This window comes from Hymenobacter artigasi (genome assembly GCF_012275535.1).
Classification (GTDB): Bacteria; Bacteroidota; Bacteroidia; order Cytophagales; family Hymenobacteraceae; genus Hymenobacter; species Hymenobacter artigasi.
Genome location: NZ_JAAVTK010000001.1, coordinates 739,997 through 756,174 on the forward strand (window position 1 = coordinate 739,997; position 16,178 = coordinate 756,174).

The following is a 16,178-nucleotide window of genomic DNA, read 5'->3' on the forward strand; positions in this document are numbered from 1 at the left end:
AAGGGCCGGTGGAGTTCTGCACCGACCTAAAATGGCTTAGTAGCCCGATAGCCCGCATCGAAAGGCTGTAAAAGCCCCGCATTAGCGGTCGGCGGAGGTGCACCAGCGAACGAAAAAACGCGGAGCTGCCCGGCCGGCAGCTCCGCCACAAAGAGTAAAAAGGAAACGGAAAGGCTAAAATTTCAACGGCTCCACGATGTCGAAGCCGGCCCGCACCTGCTGGGGCTTGGGGTCGAGGTACACCGGCTCGGGCACCAGCAGCAGGTTGGGGTCGCCGCCTCGCCAGCGGCCGTCGCCGTTGGTGTCGATGAGTACGCGCAGGCGGTAGGTGCCGGGGGCTATATCCGAGAACAGGTAAGTGCCCTTGGGTGAAAGCAGGCTGGCCACCACCTGAAACTTCTCATCGAGCAGCTGCAGCTCGAAGCTCTTTTCGCTGGTCGTGATGGTGCCCGAAAGGCTGGTCGATACATCCTGCTCGCTGATGCCGAGACGTAGGGGTTTCAGGCGCAGGCTTTGGGCGGTGATGGCGGTGATGGCCGTGCTGTCGAGCAGGATTTCGAGGCGCTTTTTGGCCTTGGAGTTGAAGCGCACCACCAGCTCGGTGCGGTCGGCGCTGAGCACGCCGTCGGCGGGCAGGCGCAGGGGGCAACGCTTCACCGAGTCCTCTACCAGGGTGCCGAAGGGACGGTCTTTGGCCATGCGAACGGGCACGGAGAACTGGAATTTTACCTGGCCCTGGGGGTATACGGCGCGGGCGCCGCCTTCCACGGTGTAGAGCGACGGGGCGGGCGCTTTTTTGGCCGCGGCCGGCACCGGAAACTTGATTTGCAGCGTGTCGTGGCCCACGTTGCCGGTGCTGTCGGTGGCGGTGAGCACGTAGCGGCCATCGCCCACCTCGGGGGTTTTGAAAAGCACCACCGAACGGCCCCGGTCAGCCAGCTGAATGGCTTCGGTTACGGCGGCGGGCGGGGCCTGGCCATCCAGGGGGGCCAGCGTGGCCGTGCGCAGGCCTTCGCTCATGCTGAGGCGAATCTGGGTGGGGCTGGGCGTGCGCGAACTGACCAGCGGGGGGCGCTTATCGGGCTGTGTGAGCACGAGCGGAACCTCCTGGCCGGTGCTGCCCGCAATGGTGATGGGCGCGGGCAGGTAGGCAATCTTCTCGCCTTCGTCGTAGCGGCCGTTGTTGTTCTTGTCGGCCACGGCGTAGATTTTGTAGTTGCCGGCTTTCAGAAAATTCAGGCTGAATTTGCCGGCTTTGTCGGTGAGCACGGTGTAGTACGGGCGGCCTTTGCGCACGCCCAGCGTGTCGCCTTCGCGGTACAGGCCAATGCTGGAGCCCTCCACGGGCCGGGCCGTGAGCACATCGGTGAGCGTGCCACGCACCTTGCCCGAGTCGAGCGCCGCCCCGGTGCTGAAGGTGAGGTAGGCGTTTTTGGCCGGCAGCGCCTCGGTGATATCCACCACGGATTCCCGGAAATTGAAGCTGTAGGTGGTGTTGGCATCGAGCGGCTTGTCGAAAAGCAGCGTGATGGAATTGCGGTCTTCGCGCAGCTTGTAGGGATTGTCTTCGGGCAGCTGGGGCGTGATGAGCAGGTTTTTGCTCAGCTCTTTGGTGATGACGGGCTCCGAGAAGTTGAGCCGCACAAATTGCTGCTTCACGTTGCGGGCCGCGCTATCGGGCGAGCTGCTGATGCGGCGCGGAGGGGTGCGGTCGCGCGGGCCGCCCAGGGGCGGGGCCACGGCGGCGCAGCTTTCAAGCAGGGCAACCAGCGCCAGCAAAGCCAGCAATTCAGCGCGAACGGACATTATACAACAGCAGCGTGGTGAGCGTAAGAACAACAATGGCCGCCCCGATGCGCAGCCCCGTGCGGCGCGTCACTTCATTGGTCGGCTCGGTGGTATTAACGACCACAACGTGCCGGGCGGTATCGGCCACAAAGGTGGGCGGTGGTTTTTTGACGGAATCGGGCAGCGGCACGGGCACGGTTTGGGCCCGGGCGGCGGTGGCCAGCAGGCCCGCCGCCACTACCAGCCGCCACCGTGCCGCCGGCCGCATCAGGCCGCCGGGGTGCGGCGCTTGGCCACGTACAGCAGGCTCGAATACTGGCCCTCGTGCTCTTCCGCGTACGCATTGGACTTGTAGCCGGCCTTGAGCACGGTGAGCAGGCCGCCCGCCCGCTCGGCCTTGTGCTTCTCGCTGAGCATGCTGATGTAGTAGGCATCGAGGGGCATGGGCAGCGTCTGGGCAATGGTCAGCTTATGCTTTTTGAGCAGCTGCGCCATGGTTTTGGGCGCGAAATGGTAGAGGTGGCGCGGCACGTCGTAGGATGCCCACAGCTCGCGGTAGTGCTGGGCATCGAGGCTTTCCACGTTGGGCACGGCGATGAGGATGACCCCATCGGGCTTCAGCAGGGCCACCAGCTGGGCCAGCGTTTCGTTGAGGGTGTGTACGTGCTCCAGCACATGCCAGAGCGTAATGGCATCAAAAGTGCCGGGCGGAAACGAGGCCAGGCTCTCCTGCCCTATCGGCTGGCCGAGGCGCTGGCTGGCCTCCTCACGGGCGCGGGCGTTGGGCTCCAGCCCCGCCACCTGCCAGCCGGCCGACTTCGCGGCTTTCAGAAAATGCCCCGTGCCGCAGCCGTAATCCAATAGCTTGCCCCGGCGCGGCGCCAGCTTGTTCAGCAGCCCCACCTTGCGGCGCATCGTGAAAAACCGGGCCACTTTGTAGGCCTGGTTCACGAAGCCCTGGGCCGCGCTGTTGTGCGACACGTAGGCGTCGGACTCGTAATACTTGCCGATTTCAGCCTCCTGTGGCCGGGGGTTGGTGAATTGGAAGCTGCACGCCGCGCACTGCACAATGGCGAAGCTTTCGTGGCTCACCGTGCGGTCTTCCACCACCAGCTTGTTCTTGAAATCGGTTTTGCCGCAAACCGGGCAATTATCAATTCGTTCGTAAATCACTGATTTTCGCTGATTAACCGTGATTTCGCTGATGTCATCGGCGCAAAATCCGTTGTCTTATCAAGTAAACTATCGGGCAAAGTTGGCGAATTCGCATCTGAAACTACCAGGAGTGGCCTTCTGTCTCTCCGTGAGGAGCCGAGCTACAATCAGCGAAATCACGGTTAATCAGCGAAAATCAGCGATTTAGGTACACCATCAGCACCGACACGTCGGCCGGCGAGATGCCGCTGATGCGCGAGGCCTGCCCAATGGTTTCGGGCTGAATCTTGAGGAGCTTTTCGCGGGCCTCGTGGCTAAGGGCGGGCATGGCGCGGTAGTCGAGCCGGCCCTGAATCACGAAGTTTTCCAGCTCCTGCATGCGCTCGGCCTGCTGCTGTTCCTTCAGCAAATACGTCTCGTACTTGATGTTGATGATGGCCTGCTCCAGCGCCTCGGCATCGTAGGCAGCCAGGGCATCTTCCAGGGCGGGCAGGGCGCGGCGCAGGTCGGCCAGCTCCACGTTGGGGCGGCGCAGCAGGTTCACGGCGCGGGTTTTTTCGTGGATTTCGGCTGAGCCCAGCTCCGTGAGCATCGGGTTGATTTCGGCCGGCTCGATGGCGAATTTCTGGAACAGTAGGCCGATTTCGGCGGTCTGGGCCTCCTTCATCCGCACACGGGCCAGGCGCTCGTCCGAGGCCAGGCCCAGCTCGTGGCCCAGGGGCGTGAGGCGCAGGTCGGCATTGTCCTGGCGCAGCAGAATGCGGTGCTCGGCGCGGCTCGTGAACATGCGGTAGGGCTCGTCGGTGCCCTTGTTCACGAGGTCGTCGATGAGCACGCCGATGTAAGCCTCGCTCCTCTTGAGCACGAACGGCGCGAGCCCGTGGACCTTGTTGTGGGCGTTGATGCCGGCCATCAGGCCCTGGCAGGCGGCTTCTTCGTAGCCCGTAGTGCCGTTAATCTGGCCCGCGAAATACAGCCCCGCAATCAGCTTGGTTTCGAGGGTGAGCGCCAGCTGCGTGGGCGGGAAAAAGTCGTACTCGATGGCGTAACCGGGGCGGAACATCTTGGCGTTCTCGAAGCCCGCGATTTCGCGCAGGGCGCGGTACTGCACGTCCTCGGGCAGGCTGCTCGAAAAGCCGTTCACGTAGCATTCCACCGTGCTCCAGCCTTCGGGCTCCACGAAAATCTGGTGGCGGTCCTTGTCGGCGAAGCGGTTGATTTTGTCCTCCACGCTGGGGCAGTAGCGCGGCCCCAGGCCCTTGATGCGGCCCTGGAACATGGGCGACTTTTCGAACCCCTCGCGCAGGATGTCGTGCACCCGCTCGTTGGTGTAGGTGATGTAGCAGGGGCGCTGCTGCGTGAGGCGCGGCGTGTCGAGGTAGGAGAATTTGCTCGGCACCTCGTCGCCGCCCTGGGCTTCCATTTTCGAGTAGTCGAGGCTGCGGCCGTCTACGCGGGGCGGGGTGCCGGTTTTCATCCGCCCGGCCTCAAAGCCCAGCTCCAGCAGCTGCTCCGTAATGCCCCGGCTGCCTTTCTCGGCCGCCCGGCCACCGCCAAAATTCTTCTCGCCGATGTGGATAAGGCCATTCAGGAAGGTGCCGTTGGTGAGCACCACCGACTTGCCGCGAAACTCGATGCCGAGGGCTGTTTTCACGCCCACCGCCGTGTCGTTTTCCACCACGATGCCGGTCACGGCTTCCTGCCAGAAGTCCACGTTAGCGATGCCTTCCAGGGTCAGGCGCCAGGCTTCGGCGAAGCGCATGCGGTCGCTTTGCGCGCGCGGGCTCCACATGGCGGGGCCTTTGGAGCGGTTCAGCATCCGGAACTGAATCATGGTCTGGTCGGTGATGATGCCCGACTGGCCACCCAGCGCGTCGATTTCGCGCACAATCTGGCCCTTGGCCACGCCGCCCATGGCCGGGTTGCACGACATCTGGGCGATGGTGTTCATGTTCATCGTCACCAGCAGCACTTTCGAACCGAGGTTGGCGGCGGCGGCAGCGGCTTCGCAGCCGGCGTGGCCCGCGCCCACTACAATGACGTCGTATTCTTCTTGCTGAAACATAGGAGCGCGAATTCTCGCGAAGTTTAAAATTTAAGTCTCGCCAAGGCGATAAAAGCTAGAACCAAGCTTTGCGAAACTTGATTTCAACTTGGCGAAACCTGGCGCGAAAAAATGTCGCGCGGCGTTGATAGCTACAAAATTACGCAATTTGGTCCCGGTCGCCAGTTTCGGGCAAAACGGGTTGTGGCGTAGGTGTAGAGACGCATCTTTGCGTCTTGTCGTTGAACGGCCGAAACCGCACCGTCCTCACGTAACCGTTCAACGATGAGACGCAAAGATGCGTCTCTACACCGTTCTGGATTACTCGTTGGTCGTCATTCCCTGCAAATCCTCGGGCAGCCACTCGGCAAAAAGCTCGGCCGAATTGGCTTGCACTGCTTCCCGGGAATAAGGTAGCCACTGGCCGCCGATGCTGTCGAACACCTCCGTGGCCGCCGCGCAGGCGAAGAGCTTGTAGTCGAACTTGGGGTAGTCGTGCACCAGGTAGCCGGGGTAGTAGTAGTCGAAATGGAGCCGGCGGCCGTAGTCGGTTTTGAGCAGCAGCAGGTACTTGCCGAGGCTGTGCTTGTGATAGGCGGGGTCGTAGAAATTGAGGATGCCGGCGAGGGTGCGCTCGCCGTAGTCGAGTACGCCGGCGGCAATAAGCTTGCCCTCATCGCGCAGCTCCATAATCTGGGTGTTGAAGACGTTGTGGGCGGCCCCGCCCAGCAGCACGGCCTCAATGGTGGGCGCGGCATCGAAAGTAATGGCGGCGCGGTAACGGGCGTACAACTCCTCGTATTCGTCGGTGAGGCGGAACGGGCGGATGGTGGCGGCAAAGCGGGCATTGCGGCGCAGCAGCCGGCGCTGCTCGGGGCCCCACGCCACGCGGGCCAGGTCGAGGCGCAGCCAGTGGGCGGTGTAGAGGCGGCCATCGAAGGGTACAAACTGGCAGGTGAACAGGTCCTGCTGCATGCGGTAGTAGCCCTGCGCCAGGTAAAAATCCAGCGCTTCGCCTCGGATAACGGGGAATTCAGCAGAAGATGAAGCAGCCATATCGCGGGGCGGGGCAACGGATAAAAGAACGTCATGCTGAGCTTGCCGAAGCATCTCTACCGCAGCAGTATCTAGTTACTGGCGCGGTAGAGATGCTTCGGCAAGCTCAGCATGACGTGCTGATTATTTTTCAGTAAACCAACTAGAATGCCCGCATTGCCAGGCAGTAGTCTTCCTTGGCGCGCATGGCCGTCTGGCTCAGCAGGTCTTTGTCGTGGTAGCCGAGCAGGTGTAGTACGCCGTGAATCATGACGCGGTGCAGCTCGTCGCGGAACGGGATGCCGAGGTCCTGGGCATTGTCGCGCACGCGCTCTATGCTGATGAAGATGTCGCCTTCGAGGATGTCGGCGTCATCGGAGTTATCGAAAGTGATGACGTCCGTGAGCGTATCGTGGGCCAGGTACTCCACGTTGAGACGGTGCAGGTAGTCGTCGGAGCAGAAGATGTAGGTGAGCTGCACAATGCGGTGCTCGTGTACCTTGGCTACGCGCTCAATCCACTCCAGCAGGCTTTCGGCGTCGGAGAGCTCAAAATCGGGGGCATCTTCCACCATGAACTCGACGCCCGGGGCCTCGTGGTGCAGCTCGCCGGGCGGGAAATTTTCGTTGTGGGGCGGGCCCAGCGGCGGGGTGCTGTTCATGCGGAATCAGGCGGCTTTAGGCGGCGAGGTGGTCGGCGGCGGCGGTTTCGTCGGCGGGCGCGGGGGCCAGCTGGAACGTGAGCAGCAGGCAGCGGCCCTCCTTGCTGAACTCCACCTCATCGGCGAGGTGACGAATGAGAAAAATGCCGCGACCACCCGGGTTCTCCAGGTTTTCGGGGGCCGTGGGGTCGTCGAGGTTATCGTAGTTGAAGCCCGTGCCTTCGTCCTCAATCTCGAACTTAAGCTGCTGCGGCTCCACGTAGAGCGATAGGTAGACGTTTTTGTCCTTGTCGAACTTATTGCCGTGGCGAATAGCATTGTTCACTGCTTCGGTCACGGCCACCATGATGTTGCCGTAGATATCGTCCTCAATCTGAAAGGTATCCTTGGAATTGTCGATGAAGCTTTCAACGACGCGGATATTCTCAACAAGCGACGGAATCTGAATTTTTACCTGCTTCATAGGGTGGTTTGATGGAAAGAGCGGGAGCTCTTTGGGGCGGCAAAAATAGTCTTTTAAAGGCAAAGCACCGCAACTATTTCTGCGACCCCATCGGGCGTGGTTCTAACAGTACACTAATTGGTTAACGAAACCGCCGCCCGCTTGGATGGGAAGCTGCCCGGATTATTTGATTTTCTGGAAATATTCGCCCACTTCGCGCTGATAATACGGAGTGAGGTTCGGGGGTGTACTACGTAGTAGTTCGGTCTGGCGTTCCTTACTAACTCGGTATTTATCGAACGCCGGCGGGAAAACCGGGGGTTTATACTGAGCCGCCTGCGCCTCCCGCTTGGTGTCCTGGTCGCGCTCGCGGGCCGATTTTTCCACTTCCAGCAAGCGGGTAAGAATTTGCTGCTGGCGCATCATGGTTTCCTCAGTGAGGCGCTTGTTCACGAGGTCGGTTTCGGTTTGCTCCATCATTTTTTTGATGTCGCCGGTGCCGCCCGCGCCCTGGTCGCCTTTGCCGTCCTTGCCGTTCGGGTTGTTCTGGCCGCCTTCTTTGCCATCCTTGCCGTCTTTGCCCTGGCCCTGCGAGCCGCCGGGCTTGCCGCCCTGCTGCAATTTATCGAGCTGCTGCATGGCCTGGCGCAGCATCTGCTGCTGGCCGGCCAGCTTGGCCAGCTCCTGCGACATTTCGCGGCCCGACTTGCCCGATTTCGACAGCTGCTGAATCTGCTCGTTGAGCTGCTGCTGCATCTTGCCCATGTTTCCGGGGCCGGGCTTGCTGCCCTGGCCCTGCCCTTTGCCCTTGCCCTTTTTCTTGCCGGGCTTGCCCTGGCCGTCTTTGGGCTGGCCTTTGCCGGCCTGGGCTTCCTGCTGCATCTGTTGCAGGGAGCTTTGCAGCATCAGGGCCAGGTTGTTCATGCTGGTCATGGCCTGCTGCTCGGTGGCGGTGGCGCGGCCCAAATCGCGCTGCTGGATGTGGGTGAGCGACTCGTCCATGCGGCCGTTCATCTCGCCCACCTCCCGCGTTACGAAGCTCTGAATCTTGGGCTCCTTCTTGGCCAGCGCATACAACGAGTCCTGAATAATCTTGGCATCGTCGCGCAGCTTGCGCTGGGTCTGGCCCAGCTGCACGAAGCGCGGGTCGCTCTGGTCCACCTTGCGGAAGTCCTTCATCAGACTTTCCTGGTCGAAGCTGAGGGTGAGCAGGTTGTCGAGGATGTCGCGCAGGTCATCGATGTTCTGCTGGGCCTGGTCGCTCTCCTCCTCGCTCATTTGGTCGCGCATTTTCTGCGCCATTTTTTTCATGCGCGAGGCAGCGCTTTTCTGCTGGCCGGCGGCCTTTTTGTTTTGGTTTTTGCTCAGGCTCTGCTGGCTTTCCTGCATGTCCTGGTCGGTCTGCTCCTGGTCGGGCTTCTGCTCGTCCATGCCGTTCTGGTTGTCGAGCTCCTTGTCCATCTGCTTGAGGTCCTGCAGCTCTTTTTTCAGGTCTTCAAACTCCTTTTGGTTCTCGGCCTGCTCCTGCTTCAGCTGTTCCTGCTTAGCTTTTTGTTCTTGGTTCGATGCCTTATTATCAGGGTTTTCCTTGTCGTTCTGCTCGGTCTTTTCGGCCAGCTTTTCCTCCTGCTTGGCCAATTCGTCGAGCTTGTTGGCGGTTTCTTCAGCCTTTTGCTCCAGCTGCAATTGCTTGAACATTTCGAGGGCGCGGTCGAGCTCCTTTTGTAGGGTGTCTTCCTTGTTTTCGAGCTGCTGCAGCAATTTTTGCATCTCCGCATCGGGCTGCTTCTGCTCTTCCAGCAGCTTGCGCAGCTTTTCGTAGAGCTTCTTGGTTTCGGGGTCGAGCAGGTCATTCATCAGCTTTTTCAGCTCCTCGGCTTTCTTGGCCAGCTCCTCGCTTTTGGGGCTGGCCTGGTCCTGCTTCTGCTGCAGCTGCTCAAACATCTTCTGCATCTGTTCCATCTGCTGGTTCAGCTGGTTTTTCTGGTCCAGCATGTTTTCCAGCTGCTTGCGGTCCTGAAAGCTCAGGTCACGCTTGGTTTTCAGCTTGTCCTGAGTTTTGGCAAGCTCGCGCTCCAGCTTCTCGCTCTGCTTGGCGGCCTGGCTCATCTGGCTGGCCACAGATTCGGCCTGCGCTTTCATTTCCTGGCGCAATTCACGGCGGCTGGGCAGGCGGAACTCGGCCGGGCGGGTGCGGGTGGCTTTGGGGCCGTGCACGCCGTCGTTGTCCCAGGCCTCCACATAGTATTCGAGGCGGTCGCCGGGCTGCAGGTTCAGTGCGTTCAGGTTCCAGGTGTAGGCGTAGGTGCCGGCGCTCTCGCGGGGCAGGCCCAGCGGCGTAGCGCCTTGGCGGCTGGGGGCCGAATTCGGACCCTGTCCGGCGCGGCGCAGGGCGTAGTGCAGCTCCAGGCGGGTGAGGCCGTAGTCATCGCGCACGGTGCCGCCCAGCGCCAGAAAGCGCCGCGTCACGGTATCCGAAAAAGCTTCCAGCGTGAGCGCGGGCGGCAAATCGGGCACGGCCGTGAGCTGGTAGGAAATCGGGTCGCGGTTGAGGCTGGCCGGGTTTTTCAGGCGCAGCAAATAGGGCTGCGAGCGCAGGATGCGCCGCGTAGCCGTGAACGTGCCATCGTCGCCGGTAGCGGCCAGTGTTTCGTCCGGGTTCTGGAAAACCAGGGCCAGTTCATCGGTGGCGGCCGTGGCAAACTCCCAGCGCACCGTGCTGCCCTCCGGTACCGTCAGGTTGCCGCCGTTTTCGATGGTTTCAGCCGCCTTACCGGTGTAGGGCGGGTAGGTGATATTGACCTTGAAGTCGCGCAGATTGGGCCGCTCCAGTACCGTGAGCTTATACTCGGGCGAAGCAAACCCCGCCCCTTTCAGCTGAAACGTCACGTCACCCTGCGGCTGCTCAAACGTGTAGCGGAAGGCATCGCCGCGCCCGGCCACCTTGCTCAGCCGCCGCTCCCCCTCATTAAAAGCAATACTCACATCGGCCGGCAACGCTGCCCCAGCCACGCCCACGTCCAACGTAAAATCCTCGCCCCGAAATGCGGTCAGCTTCGGGTTTTTAATCAAAAACTGAAAAGGCGCGGGCGGTGAATACGCGCGTTTGTAATGCCAGATGCGCTCGGTACCCTGCACTAGGAAGCTGGGATAAAAGGCCAGCAGCGCCAGCAGCACGGCGGCCGGAATGGCTGCGTACTTCCACAGCGGCTTGCTCTGCTGCTGAATGTTGATGCCCTCGGCAAATGAATACTGACCGAATTGGGCGGCGCGCTGCTCCAGGCTGGCGGCAATCAGGGCATTGTCGCGGGCCTGGCCCTGCAGCTGCAGCGCATTCACCAACCGGTCCTGCACTTCCGGAAAAATCTCGCCAACCCGGCGGGCGGCCTGCTCATCGCTCAGCAGCCGGCGCAGGTTGGTGAGGGCCGCCACCGGCGTCCAAATCCAGTGAGCAAAGCTGTAGACCGTGAGGCCGATGAAGCCGAACAGCAGCCCGGCCCGCACCACCGTGGGCAGGTACAGGAAGTATTCAAGCCCGTTGAAGGCCACGAAAAACGTGAGCAGCAGCCCGCCGGCTACCAGCAATCCACGCACCAGCAGGTTCAGGTAAAACTTGCGCTTGAAGGCCTCCAGCTCCGTCCTTACCCGCGCCAGGGCGGGGTATTGGCCTGCCGCAGCGCCGCGCTCCATCAACATCGCCATAAATCAGGTCTTAGTCGGGAAAGATACAACGTAGCACATGCTTTAGCTTGTGCATTGGCCGTCCTTTCGAACGATTGCTGCACGAGCGCAACGCCGCATCTGCGGGCATAACCGGCGAAACGGGGTTAGTAGTTTCCTGACGGGCACAAGCTAAAGCATGTGCTACATGACTTCTACCCACACCGGGCAGTGGTCCGAATGCACCACGTCGGGCAACAGACCCGCGCCGGTCAGGCGGGGTTGCAGGGCCGTATCGGCCAGCCAGTGGTCGAGGCGCCAGCCCACGTTGCGGCCGCGCGAGCCGGCCCGGTAGCTCCACCACGAATAGTGCCCCACGGCCTCGCCGTGGTGGTGCCGGAAGGTATCGACCAGCCCATCATTCAGGAAATCTTTAAACCATTGCCGCTCCTCGGGCGTGTAGCCGGGGCTGTTCTGGTTGGCCTTGGGATTGTGCAGGTCGATAGCTGTCTGGCAGCAGTTGAAATCGCCGCCGATGAGCAGCGGCGGGGTCTTGCCATCAGCCCGCAGCTTTGCCACGTAGTCGCGAAAAAAGTGCAGCCATTCAACCTTGAAGGCCTGCCGCTCCGGGCCGCTCGTGCCCGAAGGCATGTAGGTGTTCAGCACCGATACGTCCTCAAAATCGAGCCGCAGCACGCGGCCCTCGTCATCGTAGCAGCTCTGCCCGCAGCCATGAATGACGGCTTTAGGCTCCGTTTTCGAGAAGGTAGCCACACCGCTGTAGCCCGGCTTTTGGGCCGGGTGCAGGTAGGCGTGGTAGCCCAGCTTCTCAAAGCCGGAAATGTCCATCGGCTCGCGGCTGGCTTTTATTTCCTGCAGGCACAGCACGTCGGGCGAGGCTTCGGCCACCCAAGTCAGCAGGCCCTTGCTCAGGGCCGAGCGCAGGCCGTTGACGTTGTAAGAAACGATTTTCATTGCGTGTTGACTTGAAAAAAATAGCCCGTCAGGCAGAGCGCAGCTCTGCCTGACGGGCTATCAACTTATAAATCGTCGCCCGGGTCCAGCGCAAAATATTCCAGTACGTGCCACTTCAGCATGCGCTCCTGCTCCTTCAGGTTGGCGAAGGGCACGGGGCGCAGCAGCTTGTAGTGCGGCCAGCCATCGGCGTCCACGTGCGTCTTTTCGTAGTGGCCGCTGAGGCTAAAGAGGCGGCAGGTGGCGATGTGCATCAGGTCCTGCTTTTCCTCCTTGGTGAAGGTGGTGAGGCCCTGATTCAGCTCCTGAATGCCGATGAGCAGCAGCAGGGCGTTCAAATCGGGGCGCTTGTCGAAGCGGGCTTCCATCTCCACCATCAGGGTTTCCCAGCGGGCGTCGAAGTCGGCTTCATCCTCGTGGTGTGCGGCGGGGGCGGCGTGGTTCAGGTCGTCGCTCATGCGGTGGGCTGGCCGTCGTGTTCGGCTTTGTGGGCGGCCAGGGCTGCGCCATCGTGGGCCGTGGCACCCGCTTCCGATTTCAGGATTTCCCAGTACTCCACCGCGCGGCGGAAGTGCGGAATCACAATGCTGCCGCCGATGATGTTGGCAATGGCGAATATCTCATAAATCTCCTCGTCGGTCAGCTTTTCTTCAAAGCATTTGCCCACGTGGTACTTGATGCAATCATCGCAGCGCAGCACCATGGAGCAGGCCAGGCCCAGCATTTCCTTGGTTTTCACGTCGAGCGCGCCGGCCGCGTAGGTGTTGGTGTCGAGGTTAAAAAACCGCTTGATGACTTTGTTATCAGCCGCCAGGATGGTGGCGTTCATCCGCTGGCGGTACTCGTTGAATTCGGTTACTTGGGACATTTTAGTTGGATATTCTGAGAAAAAAGAACGGTCATGCAGAACGTAGCGAAGCATCTTGCCCGCCATCACTAACTCCTGTCGATTGGATTACTGGTAGCGGGCAAGATGCTTCGCTACGCTCTGCATGACGGGCTTATAGTGAATGACGTCGCACTATCGGCTACATTGCTCCCTCAAAATTACTCCCAAACCCTTCCCCCACTCTACCGCCATGCTCCGCACCCTGTGGCAGGACTTCGTCGGCCTCATCTACCCGCGTCTATGTCTGGCCTGCCGCGAGCCCCTCGTGACCGGCGAAAACCACCTCTGCACTGGCTGCCGGGCCGAGCTGCCCTATACCGACTACCACCTGCTGCCGCCCGACCAAAACCCGCTGGGCCGCCGCTTCTGGGGCAAGCTGCCCATCCGCCACGCCCTGAGCTACCTGCGCTTCGTGCGCCACGGCCGGGTGCAGCACCTGCTGCACGAGCTTAAGTATCAGGGCCAGCGCGACGTGGGCACGGCCCTGGGCCAACTCTACGGGGCCGAGCTGCTCGCGGCAGGCTTGGCCACTGATTTCGACCTCATCATCCCCGTGCCGCTGCACCCGCGCAAGCTGGCCAAGCGCGGCTACAATCAGGCTGCCGCCTTCGCCACCGGCTTGGCCGAAGGCCTGAAAGTGCCGGCTGCCAACACCGCCCTGCGCCGCAATACCAACACCAAAACGCAAACCAAAAAGAACCGCGCCCAACGCTGGGCAAACGTGGCCACGGTGTTCGAAATCGAAGACCCGGCACTTATCATTGGCCGTCGCATCCTCATCGTTGACGACGTGCTTACCACGGGCGCTACCCTCGAAGCCTGCGGCGCGGTGCTGCTGGCTGCCGGCGCGGCCGAGGTTAGCATTGCCGCCATTGCCTGCGCAGACCGCTAAAACCACGGATTAGCACGGATTTTAGCGGATTCCGCAGATTTTGTGGACGGCATGAGTGAGCTGTTTTACTGCTATTTAGGCAACAAAAAAGGCTTGCCAGATGGCAAGCCTTTTTTGGTCGGGCAGCGTCCACAAAATCCGTGAAATCCGTGCTAATCAGTGGTCTTACTTGTTGCTGCCGGCGTTAATCATCGCGCAACGGAAACCGATGGTAGCCGTGGCCGAATCTTCGGCCATAAAGCGGCGCGTACCGGGCGAGAGCCAGTAGGCCACATCGCGCCACGAGCCGCCTTTGTACACGCGCACATGGTCGTCAATCAGCGACTGGTAGCCTTTCTTGTCGTATTTGTCGGCCGGGTCACCCACGCCGTTGCGGCGGAAGGGGTTCAGGTCTTCCACGTCCTGGAACGAGAGGGGGCGGTACACGTCCTGCACCCACTCGTTCACGTTGCCAGCCATGTTGTAGAGGCCGTAGTCGTTGGGCGGGTAGGCGTACACCTGCTCGGTAATCATGGCGCCGTCGTTCAGGCTACCGGCGATGCCGGCGTAGTCACCCCGGCCCCGCTTGAAGTTAGCCAGGAACTGGCCCTGCTTGCGGCCGTAGGCGTTGCGGGTCGATTTGCCATCCCAGGGATAAATGCGCTTCTCCTCCTGGTTTTCGTTGCCCACTTCCTGCGTGCCTACGAGGGCCTGAGCGGCGTACTCCCACTCCGCCTCGGTGGGGAGACGATAGTTGGGCAGCGTGTTGCCGTTTTCGATGGAAGTCGTGCTTTTACCGTTGCCCAGGGCACCAGCGGCACCGGCAGTGCCTTCGGCACCGGCAGCAGCGCCTTTGTCTTTTTTCTTGCCAAACAGGCCGCCTTTGCCACCCTTGCTGTCGCCACCGGAGGCGAGGCGCTCGTTTACCTTGGCGGTACGCCAGGTGCAGTAGTCATCGGCCTGCAGCCAGCTCACGCCCACCACGGGGAAGAAGCGGAAGCCGGGGTAACGCAGGTAGTAAGTCACGTAGGGGTCATTGAACGACAAGTCGCGTGCCCAAACGGTAGTGTCGGGCAGGGCCGACTTATAGAACTCTTCCGCGGAGTCGGTGCGGATGAAGTGCAGGTATTCGAGCCAGTGAATGTTGGCTACTTCGGCTTCGTCCATGTAGAACGAGGCGATGGTGACCGTGCGCTCGATGTTGTCGTGCGTCATGGTCACGTCTTCCTCCTGCGAGCCCAGCACCGTGCGGCCACCTTCAATAAACACGAGGCCGGGGCCTTCGGGAATTTTCTTGAAGTTGGCAACTGCCATGCCCTTCTCCGTATTGTATTCGATACCCGTCGTAGAGGAATATTTACCGGGGTTCGTGGCCGAGGCCGGACCCTTCTTGCTACAGCCGGCGAGGGCTATCGCGCCCACCAAAGCTAAGCGTAGATAATTATTTAATTTCATAACAAAGTTAAAATCCGTATGGGTGAGGAGGGGTTAGCAAGCGCAATTAGGACGCAATAATACAAAATATTAAAATACCGGGCAAGGGGCTACCGGGTAAACACGCCTTTTTAGGCGACGATGGGCATTTTCCAATCGGTCAAACGCCCGCAGTGCCAGCGTGACTTCGTGGGCACCGCCCAAATCGGCACTTAGGCGGCTCAGGCCCACGTCGTAGCTGTAGCCAAGGCGCAGGCCCCCGGCCTGAATGCCCGCTACCACGGCGAGTACGTGTTGGGGGCTAACGCTATTGGGTAGCGAAATATTGCGGTACACCGCTCCGAGCGTTACGGGTGAGGCCGTGAGGTACACGCCGGTTTCGATGCGTTGCGAGCCCCCCTGGCGCGTATAGGCCGCTACGGGCGTGTAGCTAACCTCGCGGGTAGCTACCCCCTGCCCGGGCTTGATAACGAAGAGTTTATAGCCGCCGGAAATGCCCAGCGAAAGTGGGAGCTGGCTTTGCTTGCGAAAGCCCAGGCTGGGCTGGTTGAGGTGCTGCCCGGCCAGGCTGAGCCAGCCCTGCTCGGAATACACCACCACGCCGGTACCCACGCTGAAATAGTTGACGGGCGCAAAGTCCAGCGCTTCGGCCGAGGGGCCGCCCACGCTGCCATCTTCCCGAATCTGGTCGCCGAACACGAAATTGTCATATCCCACGCGCTGCCGGCCGTAGCTGGTGCGCAGGCCGCCGCTCAGGGCAATGGTGTTGGTGAGGCGGGTGTGGTAGGCATAGAGGCCGCCGATTTCGAGGCGGGTGTAGCCCACCGCGCCGGTGCGGTCCTGGTTGAGGAGCAGGCCGAGGGCGTGGTGCTGGCCGGGCGAGTTGGTGCGCAGGTCGGCCGCGAGCTGGGTGCTCACGAAGGAGCCCGCCAGGCTGGGAAACTGGTTGCGGTAGCTCAGCGTGACGCTGTAATCATCGACCAGGCCCGTGAAAGCCGGATTGGTGTGCAGCCGGGTGGCAAAGGGCTGGGAAAAAAAGACATCCTGCGCGTGGGCACTGCCGGTGGCACCCGCCGCCAGCAGCCCGGCCAGCAACGTGGGGCGTATCAGCTTGCTAAACAACGGGGAAGGAGGCTCTGGCATACGAAACGGCATAACGCCAGGCCGGCGCGAATTAGTGCACCGGCCTGGCGAAGATACGTCCCGGCCCGGCCAGGCCCGGAA

General features: G+C 61.2%; 14 protein-coding genes. 1 reads left to right on the top strand and 13 read right to left on the bottom strand.

Annotated features, from left to right (window positions below; translation table 11 throughout):
• Nucleotides 1–174: 174 nt before the first annotated feature.
• The 11 genes from HBN54_RS02975 to HBN54_RS03025 all read right to left on the bottom strand — a co-directional run bounded on the left by HBN54_RS02975 (nucleotide 175) and on the right by HBN54_RS03025 (nucleotide 12,628).
• Nucleotides 175–1,806 carry an Ig-like domain-containing protein gene (locus tag HBN54_RS02975; protein WP_168671639.1) on the bottom strand — a complete coding sequence of 544 codons (1,632 nt, stop codon included), beginning with the start codon at nucleotides 1,804–1,806 and terminating at the stop codon, nucleotides 175–177.
• Nucleotides 1,790–2,056 carry a hypothetical protein gene (locus tag HBN54_RS02980; RefSeq protein ID WP_168671640.1) on the bottom strand — a complete coding sequence of 89 codons (267 nt, stop codon included), beginning with the start codon at nucleotides 2,054–2,056 and terminating at the stop codon, nucleotides 1,790–1,792. The genes HBN54_RS02975 and HBN54_RS02980 overlap by 17 nt, the downstream gene beginning before the upstream one ends.
• Nucleotides 2,056–2,961 (bottom strand): class I SAM-dependent methyltransferase, encoded by a 906-nt coding sequence (locus tag HBN54_RS02985; RefSeq protein ID WP_168671641.1) that lies wholly within the window; start codon nucleotides 2,959–2,961, stop codon nucleotides 2,056–2,058. The genes HBN54_RS02980 and HBN54_RS02985 overlap by 1 nt, the downstream gene beginning before the upstream one ends.
• A 178-nt stretch (nucleotides 2,962–3,139) precedes the next feature.
• Entirely contained in the window at nucleotides 3,140–5,008 is a 1,869-nt protein-coding gene (mnmG, locus tag HBN54_RS02990; RefSeq protein WP_168671642.1) for a tRNA uridine-5-carboxymethylaminomethyl(34) synthesis enzyme MnmG, read from the bottom strand.
• A gap of 300 nt (nucleotides 5,009–5,308) precedes the next feature.
• Nucleotides 5,309–6,043: a GNAT family N-acetyltransferase gene (locus HBN54_RS02995; RefSeq protein ID WP_210427912.1), complete on the bottom strand. Its 735-nt coding sequence runs from the start codon at nucleotides 6,041–6,043 to the stop codon at nucleotides 5,309–5,311.
• Nucleotides 6,044–6,185: 142 nt separating this feature from the next.
• The gene (gene ybeY / locus HBN54_RS03000; protein ID WP_210427913.1) at nucleotides 6,186–6,683 is read right to left on the bottom strand and encodes an rRNA maturation RNase YbeY; all 498 of its coding nucleotides are present in this window, start codon (nucleotides 6,681–6,683) and stop codon (nucleotides 6,186–6,188) included.
• A gap of 16 nt (nucleotides 6,684–6,699) precedes the next feature.
• The gene (locus tag HBN54_RS03005; protein WP_168671643.1) at nucleotides 6,700–7,146 is read right to left on the bottom strand and encodes an ATP-binding protein; all 447 of its coding nucleotides are present in this window, start codon (nucleotides 7,144–7,146) and stop codon (nucleotides 6,700–6,702) included.
• 162 nt (nucleotides 7,147–7,308) lie between these two features.
• Nucleotides 7,309–10,827: a DUF4175 family protein gene (locus tag HBN54_RS03010; RefSeq protein ID WP_235955351.1), complete on the bottom strand. Its 3,519-nt coding sequence runs from the start codon at nucleotides 10,825–10,827 to the stop codon at nucleotides 7,309–7,311.
• Nucleotides 10,828–10,989: 162 nt separating this feature from the next.
• Nucleotides 10,990–11,760: an exodeoxyribonuclease III gene (locus HBN54_RS03015; RefSeq protein WP_168671644.1), complete on the bottom strand. Its 771-nt coding sequence runs from the start codon at nucleotides 11,758–11,760 to the stop codon at nucleotides 10,990–10,992.
• A gap of 65 nt (nucleotides 11,761–11,825) precedes the next feature.
• On the bottom strand, nucleotides 11,826–12,218 hold the full coding sequence (locus HBN54_RS03020) for a hypothetical protein (protein WP_168671645.1): 393 nt from the start codon (nucleotides 12,216–12,218) through the stop codon (nucleotides 11,826–11,828).
• Nucleotides 12,215–12,628: a carboxymuconolactone decarboxylase family protein gene (locus HBN54_RS03025; RefSeq protein ID WP_168671646.1), complete on the bottom strand. Its 414-nt coding sequence runs from the start codon at nucleotides 12,626–12,628 to the stop codon at nucleotides 12,215–12,217. Before HBN54_RS03025 ends, HBN54_RS03020 begins: the two co-directional genes overlap by 4 nt.
• 211 nt (nucleotides 12,629–12,839) lie before the next feature.
• Here HBN54_RS03025 and HBN54_RS03030 point away from each other — a divergent pair, with 211 nt between their 5' ends.
• Entirely contained in the window at nucleotides 12,840–13,541 is a 702-nt protein-coding gene (locus tag HBN54_RS03030) for a ComF family protein (RefSeq protein WP_168671647.1), read from the top strand.
• A gap of 165 nt (nucleotides 13,542–13,706) precedes the next feature.
• Here HBN54_RS03030 and HBN54_RS03035 read toward each other — a convergent pair whose 3' ends face one another.
• Both HBN54_RS03035 and HBN54_RS03040 read right to left on the bottom strand, forming a co-directional pair.
• On the bottom strand, nucleotides 13,707–14,975 hold the full coding sequence (locus tag HBN54_RS03035) for an SUMF1/EgtB/PvdO family nonheme iron enzyme (RefSeq protein WP_168671648.1): 1,269 nt from the start codon (nucleotides 14,973–14,975) through the stop codon (nucleotides 13,707–13,709).
• A gap of 69 nt (nucleotides 14,976–15,044) precedes the next feature.
• Nucleotides 15,045–16,097: a PorP/SprF family type IX secretion system membrane protein gene (locus HBN54_RS03040; RefSeq protein WP_168671649.1), complete on the bottom strand. Its 1,053-nt coding sequence runs from the start codon at nucleotides 16,095–16,097 to the stop codon at nucleotides 15,045–15,047.
• Between the last annotated feature and the right edge of the window lie 81 nt (nucleotides 16,098–16,178).

What these genes read in the sequence shown, in the direction of transcription:
- HBN54_RS02975 (WP_168671639.1), bottom strand. Translation starts at nt 1,806, where the DNA reads ATGTCCGTTCGCGCTGAATTGCTGGCTTTGCTGGCGCTGGTTGCCCTG.
- HBN54_RS02980 (WP_168671640.1), bottom strand. Translation starts at nt 2,056, where the DNA reads ATGCGGCCGGCGGCACGGTGGCGGCTGGTAGTGGCGGCGGGCCTGCTG.
- mnmG (WP_168671642.1), bottom strand. Translation starts at nt 5,008, where the DNA reads ATGTTTCAGCAAGAAGAATACGACGTCATTGTAGTGGGCGCGGGCCAC.
- HBN54_RS02995 (WP_210427912.1), bottom strand. Translation starts at nt 6,043, where the DNA reads ATGGCTGCTTCATCTTCTGCTGAATTCCCCGTTATCCGAGGCGAAGCG.
- ybeY (WP_210427913.1), bottom strand. Translation starts at nt 6,683, where the DNA reads ATGAACAGCACCCCGCCGCTGGGCCCGCCCCACAACGAAAATTTCCCG.
- HBN54_RS03005 (WP_168671643.1), bottom strand. Translation starts at nt 7,146, where the DNA reads ATGAAGCAGGTAAAAATTCAGATTCCGTCGCTTGTTGAGAATATCCGC.
- HBN54_RS03010 (WP_235955351.1), bottom strand. Translation starts at nt 10,827, where the DNA reads ATGGCGATGTTGATGGAGCGCGGCGCTGCGGCAGGCCAATACCCCGCC.
- HBN54_RS03015 (WP_168671644.1), bottom strand. Translation starts at nt 11,760, where the DNA reads ATGAAAATCGTTTCTTACAACGTCAACGGCCTGCGCTCGGCCCTGAGC.
- HBN54_RS03020 (WP_168671645.1), bottom strand. Translation starts at nt 12,218, where the DNA reads ATGAGCGACGACCTGAACCACGCCGCCCCCGCCGCACACCACGAGGAT.
- HBN54_RS03025 (WP_168671646.1), bottom strand. Translation starts at nt 12,628, where the DNA reads ATGTCCCAAGTAACCGAATTCAACGAGTACCGCCAGCGGATGAACGCC.
- HBN54_RS03030 (WP_168671647.1), top strand. Translation starts at nt 12,840, where the DNA reads ATGCTCCGCACCCTGTGGCAGGACTTCGTCGGCCTCATCTACCCGCGT.
- HBN54_RS03035 (WP_168671648.1), bottom strand. Translation starts at nt 14,975, where the DNA reads ATGAAATTAAATAATTATCTACGCTTAGCTTTGGTGGGCGCGATAGCC.
- HBN54_RS03040 (WP_168671649.1), bottom strand. Translation starts at nt 16,097, where the DNA reads ATGCCAGAGCCTCCTTCCCCGTTGTTTAGCAAGCTGATACGCCCCACG.